This window comes from Flavonifractor sp. An9 (assembly GCF_002161245.1).
Classification (GTDB): Bacteria; Bacillota; Clostridia; order Oscillospirales; family Oscillospiraceae; genus Flavonifractor; species Flavonifractor avicola.
On sequence record NZ_NFHC01000015.1, the window covers coordinates 40,620 to 55,862 of the forward strand.

Genomic DNA, 15,243 nt, shown 5'->3' on the forward strand with positions numbered 1-15,243 from the left:
TCACATCAGCATGGTGCCGATGCCCTCATCGGACAGCAGCTCAATGAGGATGGAGTGGGGGATGCGGCCATCCAGAATGATGGCGTTCTCCACGCCGGAGCGCACCGCCTCCACGCAGCACTCCACCTTGGGGATCATGCCGCCTTTGATGACGCCGTCCTGCACCAGGCCCGGCACCTGGGACAGCCGCACCACCGGCAGCAGTGTATTGTCGTTCTTCGGGTCCATCATCAGGCCCCGCACATCGGTGAGCAGGATCAGCTTCTCCGCCTTCAGGGCGGTGGCCAGCTTAGCGGCGGCGGTGTCGGCGTTGATGTTATAGGAGTTCTCGCCGTCAATGCCCTGAGCCACGGTGGACACCACCGGGATATAGCCGTCCTTCAGGGCGTCCTCCACCATCTGGGGCTCCACGGCAGTAATCTCACCCACTAGGCCGTATTTCTCGTCCAGCTTTTTGGCCTGGAACATCCCGGCGTCCATGCCGCACAGGCCCACAGCCTTGCCGCCCATCCGGTTCAGGGTGGCCACCAGGTTCTTGTTCACCTTGCCGCACAGCACCTGCTGGACCACTTCCATGGTCTCCTCATCAGTGTAGCGCAGTCCGTCCACAAACTTAGACTCTTTGCCGATCTTGTTCAGCATCTCGGTGATCTCCGGACCGCCGCCGTGGACCACCACCACCCGAATGCCCACCAGGTGGAGCAAGATGATGTCGGAGATGACGGCCTGGCGCAGCTCGTCGGAGATCATGGCGTTGCCGCCGTATTTCACCACTACGGTTTTGCCGTAGTATTTTTGAATGTAGGGCAGGGCCTCGGCCAGTACCTTGGCCCGGTCCACCTCGCTGAATGACATGGGAATCGCCTCCATATTGCCTTTGGTCAGGTGCGATAGTCGCCGTTGATCTTGACGTAGTCGTAGGTCAGATCACAGCCCCAGCAGGTGGCCTCATGCTCGCCTTCGTGGAGGTCCACATGGATGACCACCTCGTCCTGGGACAGGATGCTCTTGGCGTTCTCCTCGTCGAAGTCCACCCCGGCGCCCTTCTCACACACCAGGATCTCCCCCACGGCAGAGGAGAACTTCACATCTACAAACTCAGGGCGGAAGGGGGCCTTGGAGTAGCCCATGGCGCACAGCACACGGCCCCAGTTGGCGTCGGAGCCAAACATGGCGGCCTTCACCAGGGAGGAACCCACCACCGCCTTGGCCAGGCGCTCGGCGCTCTCCTCGCTGCGGGCATTGGCCACGGTGCAGGTAATCAGCTTGCTGGCGCCCTCGCCGTCGGCGGCGATGTTGCGGGCCAGCTGTTCAAATACATAGTAGAGGGTCTTGTAGAAGACGGTATAGTTGTCGTCCTTCCACTCCACCAGCTCGTTGCCCCCCATGCCGTTGGCCAGCACCACGCACATATCATTGGTGGAGGTGTCCCCGTCCACCGTCACCCGGTTGAAGGTGCGGGGAACGATCTCATGGATAGCATCGGTGAGCATCTCGTGGGTAATGGCGCAGTCGGTGGTAACAAAACACAGCATGGTGCCCATGTTGGGGTGGATCATGCCGGAGCCCTTGGCAATGGCACCGATGGTCACGGTCTTTCCGCCCACGGAGCAGGTAACAGACAGTTCCTTCTTCACGGTGTCGGTGGTCATAATGGCGTTGGCCGCGGCGTCGGAGCCGTCCTTGGACAGGGCGGCGGCGGCAGCGGGCAGGCCCTTGGCAATGGCATCGATGTTCAGCTCCTGACCGATGACGCCGGTGGAAGCCACCACAAAGTCGGAGGCCTTCAGGCCGGTGGCCTGGGCGGCCAGCTGGCACATGGTCTCGGCGTGCTCGTGGCTGTTAGGGGCGCAGGCGTTGGCGTTGCCGGAGTTAGCCACGATAGCCTGGGCCTCGCCGTTCTCCAGGTGGTCCATGGTGACATAGAGGGGAGCGGCCTTCACCCGGTTCATGGTGTACACAGCAGCCGCCACACAGGGCTGCTCAGATACGATGAGGGCCAGGTCCTTCTTGCCCTCCAGCACCTCAGGCATCTTGCTCATGGGGGGCTGATTGCCGTCCCCCTTGCCCTTCTTCACGCCGCAGTGGACACCGGACGCGGTAAAACCCTTGGGGGCGGTCACGCCGCCGGGGATCTGTTTCATATCGTTCACTCCTCAAATTGGAATCGCGGGCCGATGTGGGCATCGGCCCCTACAGGAGGGCGAGGGCTTGCCCCCGCCGTTGCGTTTCTCACAGCGCCAGGCCGGCTGTCATATCGAAGCCCAGCATCAGATTCATGTTCTGCACTGCCGCGCCGGAAGCGCCCTTGCCCAGGTTGTCGAACCGTGCTGTAACGATGGACTGTCCCTCGTGGCCGCTGACGGTGAGCTCCAGCTTGTCGGTGCCCGCCAGGGTATTGGCCGCCAGATAGGCCGGCTCCTCAGAATAGGGGGCCACCGTCACCAGGGGCTGGCCGGCATAGTAGGCCATCAGAATCAGGCTCAGTTCTTTGGCGGTGGGCTGGCCCACCAGGTAGCGGTTGTGGAGGAAGATGGTGGTAGCCATGCCTTTGTAGTAGTCGTCCACCACGGGGGTAAAGACCGGCGGGGTATCCAGGCCGGAAATCTTCTGCATTTCGGGCAGATGCTTGTGCCGAAGGGTGGTTCCATACACTCTCGGACTGTAAAGCTCTTTCCCTTTCTCCCCCTCCTCATACTGGGCGATCATCTTCTTGCCGCCGCCGGAGTATCCGGTGAGGGAAAAGCAGGTCATAGGGTAGTCCTTGGGCAGGATACGCATGGAGACCAGCGGAGCTGCCGAAGCCAGGAAGCCGGTGGCATGGCAACCCGGATTGGCCACGAATCGGGCATTTCCGATGATTTCCTTCGGATTTTTGTACAATTCCGGGAAACCATATACCCAGCCGGGAGCTGTGCGGTGAGCGGTGGATGCATCGATAACCCGGGTGCGGGAGTTCTCAATGAGACCCACCGACTCCACCGCCGCAGCGTCAGGCAGGCAGAGGAAAACCAGGTCTGCCTCATTGATCAGGCGCTTTCTTTCTGTCAAGTCTTTTCGCTTGTCACTGTCGATCACCAGCAGTTCGATGTCATCCCGGTCTGCCAGCCGCTGATGGATCTGGAGACCGGTGGTACCCTCCTGGCCGTCGATAAATACCTTGGGCTTACTCATGGGTTCTCTCCTCCACAAAGGCCTTGATGTTGGCGATCTGCTGCTCCACAGCCTCCTTGGCGGGGCCGCCGTAGTTCCCCACGGGGCTGGCCCCGTGGGGGCCCCTATTTTCGTTCCATGCTCGGCGGAAGTGAATTCCGCCTGCGCCAAGGTTTTGCCCTTGGCAAAACGCTTGTACGCGCCACTTGGCGCGGCGGTCTGCGGCGGCACAATTAACCATGGGTTCGCTCCTTCACAAAGTCCTTGATGTTGGCAATCTGCTGCTCCACAGCCTCCTTGGCGGGGCCGCCGTAGACCTTACGTCCGTTGACGCAGGTCTTGAGCTCCAGGGCCTGGTACACATCGGCGTCAAACAGGTTGGAGATGGAACGGAAGTCCTTCAGAGGCAGGGTATCCAAAGTCTCGCCTGCCTTGATGCACAGGTTGACCAGCCGGCCCACGATCATGTAAGCCTCCCGGAAGGGCATTCCCTTCTTGGTCAGGTAGTCGGCGCAGTCGGTGGCGTTGATGAAGCCGCCGGAGGCCGCGTTTCTCATATTCTTGGGCAGGACGGTGAGGGTGTCCAGCATGGCGGTAAAGACAGGCAGGCACATCTCCACGGTGTCGATGGCGTCGAACACCGGCTCCTTATCCTCCTGCATATCCTTGTTGTAGGCCAGGGGCAGGCCCTTCATAACAGTGAGCAGGGTGATGAGGGAGCCATAAACTCGGCCGGTCTTGCCCCGGACCAGCTCGGCCACGTCGGGGTTTTTCTTCTGGGGCATGATGGAGGAGCCGGTGGAATAGGCGTCGTCCAGCTCCACATACTTGAACTCCCAGGAACACCACAGGATGATCTCCTCGGAGAACCGGGACAGGTGCATCATCATAATGGAGCAGGCGGACAGGAACTCAATGGCAAAGTCACGGTCGGACACCGAGTCCATGGAGTTGTCGGTGGGCTTCTGGAAGCCCAGGGCGGCAGCAGTCTGGAACCGGTCCACCGGATAGGTGGAGGTGGCCAGGGCACCGGCACCCAGGGGGCACTCGTCCATCCGCTCCAGGCAATCCTCCAACCGGGTCACGTCCCGGCGGAGCATATTGGCGTAGGCCATCATGTAGTGGGCGAAGGTGGTGGGTTGAGCCCGCTGCATATGGGTGTAGCCCGGCATGGCGGTCTCCAGGTTTGCCTCCGCCTTCTTGATGAGCACCTTCTCCAGATCCAGCACCATGTCGATGATCTTGGGGATCTCCTGCTTGACATACAGCCGGAAATCCACCGCCACCTGGTCGTTACGGGACCGGCCGGTGTGCAGCCGCTTACCGGTATCCCCGATGCGCTGGGTGAGCATGGTCTCAATGTTCATGTGGATGTCCTCGTTCTCCAGAGAGAACTCCACCTGCCCGGCATCGATATCCGCCAGGATGACCTTCAGACCCTCGATGATCTTTTCCGCCTCATGCTCCTCAATGATGCCCTGCTTGCCCAGCATGGTGGCATGGGCAATGGAGCCGGCGATATCCTCTTTGTACATCCGGGCGTCAAAGGTGATGGAAGAGTTAAAGTCGTTGACCAGTGTATCGGTCTCTTTCTGGAACCGTCCGGCCCATAATTTCATAATTGATCGCTCCCTATCTGGATTGCGGGCGACCACAGGCCGCCCCTACGGTAATGGTAGGAACGGCCTGCGGCCGCCCGCAGAAAATGTCAAATTACTTATTCAGCTTGCCCTGGTCCCGGAGAGCCAGCACGGTATCCGGCAGGCCCCACAGGTTGATGAAGCCGGTGGCGTCGTCTCCCCAGCGGCAGGGCCGCCGGGGACCCCTTTGATCTCACTTGCGCGGGCGAACTGAATTCGCCCTTGCGCCAAGGTTTTCGCGGGGCGAAAACGCTTGTGCGGCGCACCCGCGCCGCCCCGGCTTCGCCGGGGACCAGAACGACGCCTCTTATTTGTTCAGCTTGCCCTGGTCGCGGAGGGCGAGGACGGTATCAGGCAGGCCCCACAGGTTGATGAAGCCGGTGGCATCGTTCTGGTTGTAGTCGCTCTCCTGGAAGGTAACGATGTCCTCAGAGTAGAGGGTCTCGGGAGAGGTAACGCCGGAGGTGATGATGTTGCCCTTGTACAGCTTCAGCTTCACCTGGCCGGTAACGTGCTTCTGGGTCTCGGTAGCGAAGGCGGACAGGGCCTCCCGCAGGGGGGTGAACCACTTGCCGTTGTATACCAGGTCGGCAAAGTCCACTGCCAGCTTGCTCTTCATGTGGGCGGTGTCCTTGTCGATGGTGATCATCTCCAGCACCTCGTGGGCCCGGTACAGGATGGCGCCGCCGGGGGTTTCGTACACGCCGCGGTCCTTCATGCCGGTCATCCGGTTCTCCACGATGTCCAGCAGGCCGATGCCGTTCTCGCCGCCCAGCTTGTTCAGCTTGCGGATGATGTCGGAGGCCTTCATCTTCTCGCCGTCCACGGCCACAGGCCAGCCCTTCTCAAAGTCGATGGTCACATAGGTGGGGGCGTCGGGGGCCTTCACGGGGGACACGCCCATCTCCAGGAAGCCGGGCTTGTCGTACTGAGGCTCGCTGGCGGGGTCCTCCAGATCCAGGCCCTCGTGGGACAGGTGCCACAGGTTCTTATCCTTGGAGTAGCTGGTCTCACGGTTGATCTTCAGAGGCACGTTGTGGGCCTCGGCGTAGTCGATCTCCTCGTTCCGGCTCTTGATGTCCCACTCACGCCAGGGGGCGATGATCTTCATCTCAGGAGCGAAGCGCTTGATGGCCAGCTCGAAGCGGATCTGGTCGTTGCCCTTGCCGGTGCAGCCGTGGGCGATGGCGTCGGCCCCTTCCTTCTTGGCGATGTCCACCAGACCCTTGGCGATGACGGGCCGGGCAAAGGCGGTGCCCAGCAGATAGTCCTCGTACTTGGCGCCCATCTGCATGGAGGGGATGATGACGTCGTCCACCATCTCGTCCACCAGGTCCATCACGTACAGCTTGGAAGCGCCGGTCTTGATGGCCTTCTCCTCCAGGCCCTCCAGCTCGTCGTTCTGGCCCACGTCGCCGGCCACGGCGATGATCTCGGGATTACCGTAGTTCTCCTTCAGCCAGGGGATGATGATGGATGTATCCAGACCGCCGGAATAGGCGAGTACCACTTTTTTAATGTCAGCCATGGTAAAAACCTCCGTTTGTTTATGTTGGACACAGTGTACCACAGCCTAAATAAAATTGCAAGTGTTATATCGCATAAATATGCGTATTTTTCCCTTGCTCCTTGGGTATTATTTTGGGTATTGTGTATAATATTCATTTATTTATGAATATTTGTATGATTCCATGCAATATAGCTGTCCGGAATAGGGCGGCAGGCATACCGTCAGCACACCGCCGGTGGGTTTATGCTGTTCTTCCTCCGGCGTAGAACCGCCGAAGCGCTGCCAATCGGTATGGAGACGCAGCTTTACTCCTGCCGTAGCGGGCAGTTGGTACTGCCGGGCCTGGTCACTCAAGTTAAAGAGGGCAACCAGCCGCTCCCCGTCTCCCTGACGCTGGATGGCAAAAACACAGGGGTCCTCCCGGCCGCAGTCCAGCCAGGCAAAACCCTCAGGCCGATAGTCCCACCGGGACAAGGCGGGGTAGTCCAGATAGATGTGGTTTAGTTCCGCCATGTAGTGGTAGAATGCGTCGTGAATGGGAAAGTCCCGCAGCAGCCAGTCCTGCTCCCGCTTTTCGTCCCACTCCCGGAAATGGCCGATCTCGTTGCCCATGAAGTTAAGCTTCTTTCCCGGATGGACCATCATATAAAGGTATAGCGCCCTGGCCTGGGGGAACTTGCCGTCATAATCACCATACATCTTCTGCAAAATGGTGGCCTTGCCGTGGACCACCTCGTCGTGGGACAGGGGGAGCAGGTAGCGCTCCTGTGAAAAATAGTGCATGGAGAAAGTAAGCTGGTGGCACCGGGCAGGCCGTTGATCGGGCGGCGTCTGGAAATAGGACAAGGTGTCGTGCATCCACCCCATGTCCCACTTGTAGTCGAAGCCCAGTCCCCCCTGCTCCGCCGGAGCGGTGACCTTGGGGAAGTTGGTGGAGTCCTCCGCCGCCAGAATGCAGCCGGGACACAGGCGCTTCAGCCCCTGGTTCATGGTACGCAGGAAGGCTACGCCGTCCCCGTTCACTCCACGGGCCTCATCCCCCTGCCAGTATAGAATCCGGCTGATGGCGTCCATCCGCAGGCCGTCAAAGTGGAACTCCTCCAGCCAGTACTGGGCGCAGGACTGGAGGAAGGAGCGCACCTCCCCCCGGGAGTGCATGAAATTGTGGCTCCCCCACTCACTGACCTCCACATCCCGGTGGGGGTACTCATAGAGGGCGGTACCATCGTACTTGGCCAGGCCGTAGTCGTCCACCGCGAAATGGGCGGGTACAAAGTCCAAAATGACCCCGATCTCCGCCTGGTGGAGCCGGTCAATGAGCATCATCAGCTCCCTTGCGGTGCCGTACCGGCTGGTGGGAGCGTAAAAGCCGGTGATCTGGTAGCCCCAGCTCTCATCGCAGGGATGCTCGCTGATAGGAAGGAACTCCACATAGTTATAGCCGCACTCCCTCACATAGTCGATGAGAGGCTGGGCTAATTCGTCATAGCGGTACCAGCTCCCGTCCGGTTTCCGCCGCCAGGAGCCCAGGTGAAGCTCGTAGATATTCAGCGGGTCCTCCCGACGGTCGGTCCGTCCCGCCATCCACTTCTCATCCTGGAAGGTATACGTCCCCAGATCCCGCACCACCGAGCAATGGTCCGGCCGCAGCTCCATGCCGTAACCGTAGGGGTCGCAGTGGTCGGTATAGCCCCCATCCCGGCGGTAGATGCGGTACTGATAACAGTCCCCCGGCTGGACGCCCTCTGCCCGCACCTCATAAAAATTGCCGTCGTGGATTCGCTCCATGGGCAGCTCCCGGCCTCCATGAAGGAGCACCACCCCCGCAGCGGAGGGTGCAAAGGTGCGGAACACCCACTTCTCTCCCGACCGATGGGCCCCCAGATAGCGGTATGCGTCAAAGCACTGTCCGGTATAAAACGCGTAATAATCCATCCTGTGGACTCCTTTTCCTTTGGATGTACTCCGACAAGTTCCTCAAAAACCGCCGGTGCCTGTTACTTCCATCATATCACACCCGGCATTAACTTAACAGAGTAATTTTAACGCTGTTATGTTTCTTTTTTGAAATCGTCCATAAAGATTTTATTTTACACCGGCAGAAAAAAGCGATATAATAAGATGTTATAATAAAACTACTCAACTGTAAGGGGAACCACATGAAAAAACTGCTTGCGCCCCTGTGCGCTTTTGGCCTGCTGCTCTCCGCCTGCGGACAGCCCGCCGCCTCCCAGCCCCAGGATGAAAACACCCTCCATATCGTGGCCACCACCTACCCGGTCTACCTCTTCACCACCGCAGTGACGGAGGGCGCGGAGGGTGTAGAAGTAAGCCTGCTGGTGAACCAGCAGACCTCCTGCCTCCACGACTACACCCTCACCGTGGCCGACATGAAGGCCATTGAGGGGGCCGACGTCATCGTCATGAACGGCGCCGGACTGGAAGATTTTATGGACGACGCCCTGTCCACCTCCTCCGCTCAGGTCATCGACTGCTCAGAGGGGATGGATCTGCTGCCTGCCCAGGGCCATGAGGGCCATGACCACGACGCCGAATATGATCCCCATATCTGGATGGACGCCACCTATGCCAGTCTCATGTTGAGTCAGATCTCCCAGTCTCTGACCGAATTGGACAGCGCCAACGGGGACCTTTACGCCCAGAATGAAAGCGCTGCACAGACCGCGCTGACGGAGGCGGACCTCAGCTGGCGAGAGGCGCTGGCGCCCTACAAGGGCCGCTCCATTGTCACCTTCCACGACGGCTTCCAATACTTTGCCAACGCCATGGGCCTGACCATCTTTAAGGCCATTGAAGAAGAAGAAGGTTCTACCGCCTCCGCCCAGGAGCTGGCTGAGATCGTGGACGCCATCAAGCTTGCCCAGAAATACGACCTGGGGACCATGCCCATCTTTACCGAGGTCAATGGTTCTACTGCCTCCGCTGACACCATCGCCCGGGAGGTGGGCTGTCAGGTCTATCAGCTGGATATGATCATGAGCGGCAAAGGCACGGGCATCCAGCCCTATTTGGATGCCATGCAGAAGAACATTGATACCATTGTGGAGGCGTTTGGATGAGCGTACACAAACACGGAACTTCCGGCCCCGGCTGCGCCGGTTCCTGCTGCCTGAAGGTGGCCGACCTGGGGGTCAACTTTGGCAATGAAGAGGTCCTCCACGACGTATCTTTCCACCTCCACTGCGGGGAGATCGTGGCCCTCATCGGCCCTAACGGAGCGGGTAAGAGTTCCCTGTTCCGCACCATTCTGGGGCAGATCCCTCACTCCGGCGTCATTGAGTTTCAGCGAGCCGGCGGCGATAAGACCCGGCCCCTTATCGGCTATGTGCCCCAGTCCCCCAGCTTCGACCGTGGGGACCCGGTAAGCGTATTTGATTTCTTCTCCGCCGCCATCTCCAAGTGGCCGGTATTCCTGCCCTCCCCCAAAAAGCTGCGGGAGCGGGTATCCCAGTGTCTGGCACGGGTCCACGGCGAAGGGTTGCTGGACCGGCGGATGGGAGCCCTGTCCGGCGGCGAGCTTCAGCGGGTGCTGCTGGCTCTGGCGCTGGAGCCCCTGCCCCATATCCTGATCCTGGACGAGCCTCTCTCCGGCGTGGACGTGGACGGCGAGAAGCAGCTGCTGGATATGCTGGACGAAATCCGCACCCGGTTTGACCTGTCCATTCTGCTGTCCACCCACGACTTTGCCACCCTGGACCAGTACGCCGACAAGGTGATTCTGCTGAAAAGCCAGGTGCTCAAAGTGGGGCCGCCCGACGAGGTTCTCTCTTCTCCCGAATTTCAGGAGGTCTTTCATCTGGCACTGGGGAAAGGGGGGCGCACCTGATGGAACTGTGGTATTCCCTGGTGGAGCTGCTCCCCTTCGAGTGGGCAGCCCCCGGCACCATGTACTTCATGAAAAATGCCCTGCTGGCGGTGCTGGTGATCTCTCCCCTGTTCGGCCTGCTGTCCACCATGGTGGTCACCAACCGAATGAGCTTCTTCTCCGACGCTCTGGGCCACTCCGCCTTTACCGGCATCGCCATCGGCACTCTGTGCGGTATGGCCGACCCCATGTGGGCCGCCATTCTGCTGGCCGCCGCCTTTGCCCTGCTCTTTACCTACGTCCAGCGTAAGTCCAACATGGCCAGCGATACGGTGATTGGTGTGTTCTCCTCCACCGCCGTGGCTTTGGGCATCTTTATCGCCACCTTTGACAGCGGCAGCTTTACCAAGTTCAACAGTCTGCTCATCGGTGATATCCTCAGTGTGGAACCGGGAAAGATTGCCCTGCTGGCGGTCATCCTGCTGGTCGTGGTGGTACTGTGGCTGTGCTCCTTCAACGGCCTGATGCTCTCCTCCATCCACCCCACCCTGGCCGACAGCCGGGGCGTCAAGGTGTTCTGGCAGGAGGCCATCTTCTCCATGGCCATTGCCGTGGTGGTCACCGTGTCCATGACCTGGGTAGGCCTGTTGGTCATCAACTCCCTGCTGGTCCTGCCTGCCGCCGCCGCCCGCAATCTGGCCCGCAATATGCGCCAGTTCCATCTGATCTCCATTCTGGCCGCGGTGGTGGCCGGAATCGCAGGACTCATGACCTCCTATGAGCTCAGTTCCTCCGCAGGCGCCTCCATCACTTTGTACCTGGCCCTGTGGTTTGCCATCACCTTCCTGCTGCGGAAAAAGCGGATGTAACGGTTTTCGGCTCCGGAGAGGTATCCCTCTCCGGAGCTTTTGACCAAATCCATCCCCAAACTTGATTAAAGCTTTACCTCCCTCCTCTTGTTCTTTACCAGACTTGCGCGTATACTAAGCACAGATCAAACAACAGACAGGGAGGTGAAGCAATATTATGTACAATGATGTGGATGAGCTGATTTTTGGCAGCAATGAGCAAGTTGTCTCCAGCGAGCGATAAGTCCTTTCCACCAACGGACAAGAACCACACCTTCGGGTGTGGATTTTTGCGTTTTGCGGGAAAATTTAAGAAATTTTAATGACAGTCTGCCGTAACATATGGTAGCCTATAGAACAGAACACAGAAAGACGAGGCGACGCGCTTTGAAGAATTCCCGAAAATGGCTTCCGGCCCTGCTGCTGGCCATCCTCCTGCTGGGCTGCAGCGGACTGCTACTCTGGAAAACCGGCTTTTTCTCCTCGCTGGGCTCGCTGGACGCCATGCGGGCCTATATCGCCCGTTTTGCACCCTTTTCTCATCTGTTCTATTTTGTGATCCAGCTGCTTGGCGTGGTGGTGGCTCCCATCCCCAGCAATGTTACCGCTCTGGCCGGCGCTCTGCTGTTCGGCACCTGGCCCGCCTTTCTCCTTACTTGGGCAGCAGTTGTTGTGGGATCGGTCGTGGTATTTTGGCTGGCCCGGGTGCTGGGCCAGCGGTTCGTGGATAGGCTGGTCAGTCAGAAGGTGTCGGAAAAATATCTGGACATCATCCGCCGCAAGCGGGATGTGTTTCTTTTCCTGGCCTTCCTCTTTCCCTTTTTCCCCGACGATCTGCTGTGTATCCTGGCCGGTCTCACCGATATCCCCCTGAAGCGGTTCTGCGTTCTGGTGCTGGTTGCCCGGCCCTGGGGCCTGCTGGTGTCCTGTCTGGTGGGCGGCTCAGTGCTGGCCATTCCCTACTGGGCCATGGCCCTGTTGGGCGCTGCGGGACTGTCCGTCTTCCTGATCTGTATGAAATACGGCGACCGCTGGGAGCAGAAGCTGCTGGAGCGCTTTAAGAAATGAAGCGTATCCTATGGTTTCCGCTGTTGGAGGGCTGTCTCTACCTGATCTTTCTCTGTCTGGACCTGTTCCGGCCGGACAGCGGATGGGATATTCCAATCAAATATCTCTCCATCCTGCTGTGCTTCTGTTTTGTCCTCCGGACTGGACAGGGGCGGGACGGTCTGCTGATGAAAACTGCCCTGGGCTTTACCCTGTTGGCCGACCTGTTCCTGCTGGTACTGGACCATTGGTATCTGATAGGGGTAGCCTGCTTCTGCGTCGTGCAGCTGCTCTATTTGACCCGCATCGCCAAACTGCGGCCGGAAAAGCTGCCTCTGCGGCTGACCCTGCGGGGATTGTTGGCTGTTGCCGCCCTGATAACAGCCTGGCGGCTGGGGGCACTGGACGGTCTGACTGCTCTCTCCCTCTTCTATTTCTCTCAGCTTGTTTGCAATGCCCTGGAAAGTCTCAGCCTGGGCACCCCCTTCCGGGGCTTTTCCCTGGGGCTGTTTCTCTTTGTGGGCTGCGATCTCTGCGTGGGGCTGCAAAACCTGTCCGCCTGGTTCCCGGCGGCAGGCGGTCCCCTGGTGGAATTTGCCCGGGTGGGGATGTGGCTGTTCTATCTGCCCTCCCAGGTTTTGATCTCTCTGTCTGTCAAAAGGAAGTGATCCCATGCGGCTGCCCAAAGCAGTTACCGCTCTGGCCGCTCTGCTGCTGGCCCTGCTGATTCTCAGTTTTTCCATCGCGGTCCCCATTCTGTTCCGTCCGTTCTACTACATCCAGATCGATATGCTGGATCTGCCTGAACGTACCGGCTGGTCGGAGGAAACCATCCGTGAGGCCTATGATGAGGTACTGGATTTCTGCGTCTTTGGCAAGCCCTTCGGCACCGGTCAGCTGGCCTGGTCCCAATCCGGCTACAGTCATTTTGCCGATGTACGGGAGCTGTTCCTGCTGGACTTCTGGGTACTGGGCATCAGCGCCGCCGCCTGCCTGCTCCTTTTGATTCTCCGGCTTGGAAAACAATGGGTCTACAAACCGCTGCTGGGGCACGGCCCCGGCTTTTGGGCCGGCGTAACCGCCGGTGGGCTTGTGCTGATACTGGCCGGACTGGCCGCTCTGGATTTTAACCGGGCCTTTGTGATCTTCCACGCCATTTTCTTCCCCGGCAAGGACAACTGGATCTTCGATTCCGCCACCGACCAGATCATCCTGGTTATGCCGGAGGAGTTTTTCTGCAACTGCGCCATCCTTATTGGGGTGGTACTCCTGACCTGCTGTACCGTCCTGATCCTCACCGACCTTCTGCGCAGAAAGAAATAAGGTACAGGCCCGCCGCGTGTAAACGGCGGGCCTTTTGCTCCGCACCAACCGGCCGGGCAAACATAGAATGGAGCGGAAGGGAACTGTCCCTCCAATATCTGCTAGGAGGTATTGCAATGCCCGACAAGATGATGCCCGGTCCGGTCCAGGATGCGGCCTGCATCCGGGAGGCCGTATGCATACACACGAAAAAGATCTACGATTCCTGCAAGGATAAGGATTGTATCGAAGATCTGCGTTTCTATCCCACCCAGAGTTCCCAGGCGGCCATTGAGCGCGCCGTCAGCATCAAGGCCGGCAAGGCCGAGCTGCTCTATGTGTACATCGATGTGGAGCCGGTTGGATTCAACCGGGGCTTTTACACCGTTGACGTGCGCTACTTCTACCGGGTCACCGCCGACGCCTTTGTGGGCGCCGCCCGGCCCGTGGAGGTCAGCGGCCTGTGCGTCTTTGACAAGCGGGTGATCCTGTTCGGCAGTGAAGGCACCGCCAAGATCTTCTCCTCTCAGACCTCGCTGGAAGGTCTGGATGAGCAGATGCTCCGCCAGAGCAACCTGCCCACCGCCGTGGTGGAGGTGGTAGACCCCATCGTCCTCAACATGAAGCTGGTGGATGTATGCGAGTGCCATCCCTGCGACTGCGAGCTGTCCGACGTGCCCCCCTGCATCTGCGGCTGCTTCAACAGCGAGCTGTGCTGCGGCAGCCAGGGCAAGCGGATCTATGTCACCCTGGGCCAGTTCTCCATCATCCGGCTGGAGCGGGATTCCCAGCTGCTTATGCCGGTGTATGACTACTGTATGCCTGAGAAGGAGTGCGCCTGCGGCGGCGGCGAGGAGGACCCCTGCGAGATCTTCCGCCATGTGAAGTTCCCCGTCAACGAGTTCTTCCCCCCCAGCAGCCCCACCCCCGGCGGCGACTGCCATCCTCAGCTGAAGGGCTGCTGCTCCTGACCTTTGCCCCACCCCTCCGTACCAGCTATCCCGGACCCGGCCAGCAAGCCGGGTCCGGGATGGTTTTGCCTCCATTGTCTGGATGAACTGGAGGGAGGAGAGCCATCATGATGGAGGCTCATATTCCGGTATTCTGACGCTGCACAAACACCCCCTGACCTGCCCGTTGAACTGGGGCAGGTCAGGGGGTGTTTTATTGATTGGGCTTTTGTGGATATCAGCGATCCTCCCGGTCCTCCTGCTCTGGTGGAAGGGGATGCCACGCCGGCGGCTCCTCTTTCCGGTGAAACAGCCGCCTGATCCGCTCCAGAATGGCTTCCACAAAGTGAAACCACAGATTTCCCAAAATAACGATAACCAAAAGCACCAATACAATGGTGCCAATCTCCATCAGGGGCATGGGACGCCTCACTTGGTGGCAAAGCGGTTAAGGAAGAAGTCGGTAAAGGCCTTCAGTTCCTCCTCCTGGGACACATAGACGTACAGGCTTTCATCCTCCAGCCAGTCGTAGGCGTTGATCCCGATGTAGCTTCTCTTGTCCGGATAGATGATAAAGGCGTCGGTGGGATACTTGTTCCGGTAGGCCTTCAGGATCTCAGCGCGGCGGTAATAGGTGGGGTCCCCGCAGCCGGACAGATCAGGTACGGTAGGCACCACTACGATGGTCTGACTAGCCTCGTTCCAGCCCACGATCAGATTTCCGATTTTGGTCTTGCTGCCGTGGACAAAGCCATAATTGAACCGGCTCACATCCTCGGTATAGCCGAAAATCAATTTGTATTCATCTCCGTTTTCCACCACCTGATTAAACAACACCCGCATCTTTTTTGCGTTGGCGTTGCTCTTCTCCATGTCTACCTCAGGTCCCTTAAACAATTTGCTGAACAATCCCATAGCTGTTTCCTCCTGCACATTTTATTTTGAGACGGCTCCGCCGTCAGCCTGA

15 protein-coding genes are annotated in these 15,243 nt (G+C 59.1%); 7 read left to right on the forward strand and 8 right to left on the reverse strand.

Annotation, left to right across the window (positions count from 1 at the left end; genetic code table 11):
- From argB to glgB, 6 genes are all read right to left on the reverse strand, one after another.
- A complete protein-coding gene (gene argB, locus B5G40_RS10510) occupies positions 1-855 on the reverse strand; it encodes an acetylglutamate kinase (RefSeq protein ID WP_164496949.1) in 855 nt (284 codons plus the stop codon).
- 26 nt (positions 856-881) lie between these two features.
- Positions 882-2,144: a bifunctional glutamate N-acetyltransferase/amino-acid acetyltransferase ArgJ gene (gene argJ / locus B5G40_RS10515; RefSeq protein WP_087399575.1), complete on the reverse strand. Its 1,263-nt coding sequence runs from the start codon at positions 2,142-2,144 to the stop codon at positions 882-884.
- 88 nt (positions 2,145-2,232) lie between these two features.
- Entirely contained in the window at positions 2,233-3,174 is a 942-nt protein-coding gene (gene argC / locus B5G40_RS10520) for an N-acetyl-gamma-glutamyl-phosphate reductase (protein ID WP_087399576.1), read from the reverse strand.
- A gap of 212 nt (positions 3,175-3,386) precedes the next feature.
- Complete coding sequence (gene argH / locus B5G40_RS10525; protein WP_087399577.1) at positions 3,387-4,772, reverse strand: argininosuccinate lyase; 1,386 nt, start codon at positions 4,770-4,772, stop codon at positions 3,387-3,389.
- A gap of 328 nt (positions 4,773-5,100) precedes the next feature.
- Complete coding sequence (locus B5G40_RS10530) at positions 5,101-6,321, reverse strand: argininosuccinate synthase (RefSeq protein ID WP_087399578.1); 1,221 nt, start codon at positions 6,319-6,321, stop codon at positions 5,101-5,103.
- A gap of 141 nt (positions 6,322-6,462) precedes the next feature.
- The gene (gene glgB, locus B5G40_RS10535; RefSeq protein ID WP_087399579.1) at positions 6,463-8,238 is read right to left on the reverse strand and encodes a 1,4-alpha-glucan branching protein GlgB; all 1,776 of its coding nucleotides are present in this window, start codon (positions 8,236-8,238) and stop codon (positions 6,463-6,465) included.
- A 224-nt stretch (positions 8,239-8,462) separates the two neighbouring features.
- Here glgB and B5G40_RS10540 point away from each other — a divergent pair, with 224 nt between their 5' ends.
- From B5G40_RS10540 to B5G40_RS10570, 7 genes are all read left to right on the forward strand, one after another.
- Positions 8,463-9,383: a metal ABC transporter substrate-binding protein gene (locus B5G40_RS10540; protein WP_087399580.1), complete on the forward strand. Its 921-nt coding sequence runs from the start codon at positions 8,463-8,465 to the stop codon at positions 9,381-9,383.
- Positions 9,380-10,150 carry a metal ABC transporter ATP-binding protein gene (locus tag B5G40_RS10545; RefSeq protein WP_087330152.1) on the forward strand — a complete coding sequence of 257 codons (771 nt, stop codon included), beginning with the start codon at positions 9,380-9,382 and terminating at the stop codon, positions 10,148-10,150. Before B5G40_RS10540 ends, B5G40_RS10545 begins: the two co-directional genes overlap by 4 nt.
- Positions 10,150-10,998 carry a metal ABC transporter permease gene (locus tag B5G40_RS10550; RefSeq protein ID WP_087188721.1) on the forward strand — a complete coding sequence of 283 codons (849 nt, stop codon included), beginning with the start codon at positions 10,150-10,152 and terminating at the stop codon, positions 10,996-10,998. Before B5G40_RS10545 ends, B5G40_RS10550 begins: the two co-directional genes overlap by 1 nt.
- A gap of 366 nt (positions 10,999-11,364) precedes the next feature.
- On the forward strand, positions 11,365-12,045 hold the full coding sequence (locus tag B5G40_RS10555; RefSeq protein ID WP_242959389.1) for a TVP38/TMEM64 family protein: 681 nt from the start codon (positions 11,365-11,367) through the stop codon (positions 12,043-12,045).
- Positions 12,042-12,692, forward strand: a complete 651-nt coding sequence (locus B5G40_RS10560; RefSeq protein ID WP_087399582.1) for a lysoplasmalogenase family protein — start codon at positions 12,042-12,044, stop codon at positions 12,690-12,692. Before B5G40_RS10555 ends, B5G40_RS10560 begins: the two co-directional genes overlap by 4 nt.
- Positions 12,693-12,696: 4 nt before the next feature.
- Positions 12,697-13,347 (forward strand): TIGR01906 family membrane protein, encoded by a 651-nt coding sequence (locus tag B5G40_RS10565; RefSeq protein ID WP_087188724.1) that lies wholly within the window; start codon positions 12,697-12,699, stop codon positions 13,345-13,347.
- A gap of 116 nt (positions 13,348-13,463) precedes the next feature.
- Positions 13,464-14,297, forward strand: a complete 834-nt coding sequence (locus B5G40_RS10570) for a hypothetical protein (protein ID WP_087330146.1) — start codon at positions 13,464-13,466, stop codon at positions 14,295-14,297.
- Between the two features lie 217 nt (positions 14,298-14,514).
- Here the strand turns inward: B5G40_RS10570 and B5G40_RS10575 are convergent, their stop codons facing one another.
- Complete coding sequence (locus B5G40_RS10575; RefSeq protein ID WP_087270496.1) at positions 14,515-14,697, reverse strand: hypothetical protein; 183 nt, start codon at positions 14,695-14,697, stop codon at positions 14,515-14,517.
- A gap of 8 nt (positions 14,698-14,705) precedes the next feature.
- On the reverse strand, positions 14,706-15,191 hold the full coding sequence (locus B5G40_RS10580) for a hypothetical protein (RefSeq protein ID WP_087188727.1): 486 nt from the start codon (positions 15,189-15,191) through the stop codon (positions 14,706-14,708).
- Positions 15,192-15,243: the final 52 nt, after the last annotated feature.

Coding starts and splice junctions, on each gene's coding strand:
- argB (WP_164496949.1), bottom strand. CDS start 855: ATGTCATTCAGCGAGGTGGACCGGGCCAAGGTACTGGCCGAGGCCCTG.
- argJ (WP_087399575.1), bottom strand. CDS start 2,144: ATGAAACAGATCCCCGGCGGCGTGACCGCCCCCAAGGGTTTTACCGCG.
- argC (WP_087399576.1), bottom strand. CDS start 3,174: ATGAGTAAGCCCAAGGTATTTATCGACGGCCAGGAGGGTACCACCGGT.
- argH (WP_087399577.1), bottom strand. CDS start 4,772: ATGAAATTATGGGCCGGACGGTTCCAGAAAGAGACCGATACACTGGTC.
- B5G40_RS10530 (WP_087399578.1), bottom strand. CDS start 6,321: ATGGCTGACATTAAAAAAGTGGTACTCGCCTATTCCGGCGGTCTGGAT.
- glgB (WP_087399579.1), bottom strand. CDS start 8,238: ATGGATTATTACGCGTTTTATACCGGACAGTGCTTTGACGCATACCGC.
- B5G40_RS10540 (WP_087399580.1), top strand. CDS start 8,463: ATGAAAAAACTGCTTGCGCCCCTGTGCGCTTTTGGCCTGCTGCTCTCC.
- B5G40_RS10545 (WP_087330152.1), top strand. CDS start 9,380: ATGAGCGTACACAAACACGGAACTTCCGGCCCCGGCTGCGCCGGTTCC.
- B5G40_RS10550 (WP_087188721.1), top strand. CDS start 10,150: ATGGAACTGTGGTATTCCCTGGTGGAGCTGCTCCCCTTCGAGTGGGCA.
- B5G40_RS10560 (WP_087399582.1), top strand. CDS start 12,042: ATGAAGCGTATCCTATGGTTTCCGCTGTTGGAGGGCTGTCTCTACCTG.
- B5G40_RS10565 (WP_087188724.1), top strand. CDS start 12,697: ATGCGGCTGCCCAAAGCAGTTACCGCTCTGGCCGCTCTGCTGCTGGCC.
- B5G40_RS10570 (WP_087330146.1), top strand. CDS start 13,464: ATGCCCGACAAGATGATGCCCGGTCCGGTCCAGGATGCGGCCTGCATC.
- B5G40_RS10575 (WP_087270496.1), bottom strand. CDS start 14,697: ATGCCCCTGATGGAGATTGGCACCATTGTATTGGTGCTTTTGGTTATC.
- B5G40_RS10580 (WP_087188727.1), bottom strand. CDS start 15,191: ATGGGATTGTTCAGCAAATTGTTTAAGGGACCTGAGGTAGACATGGAG.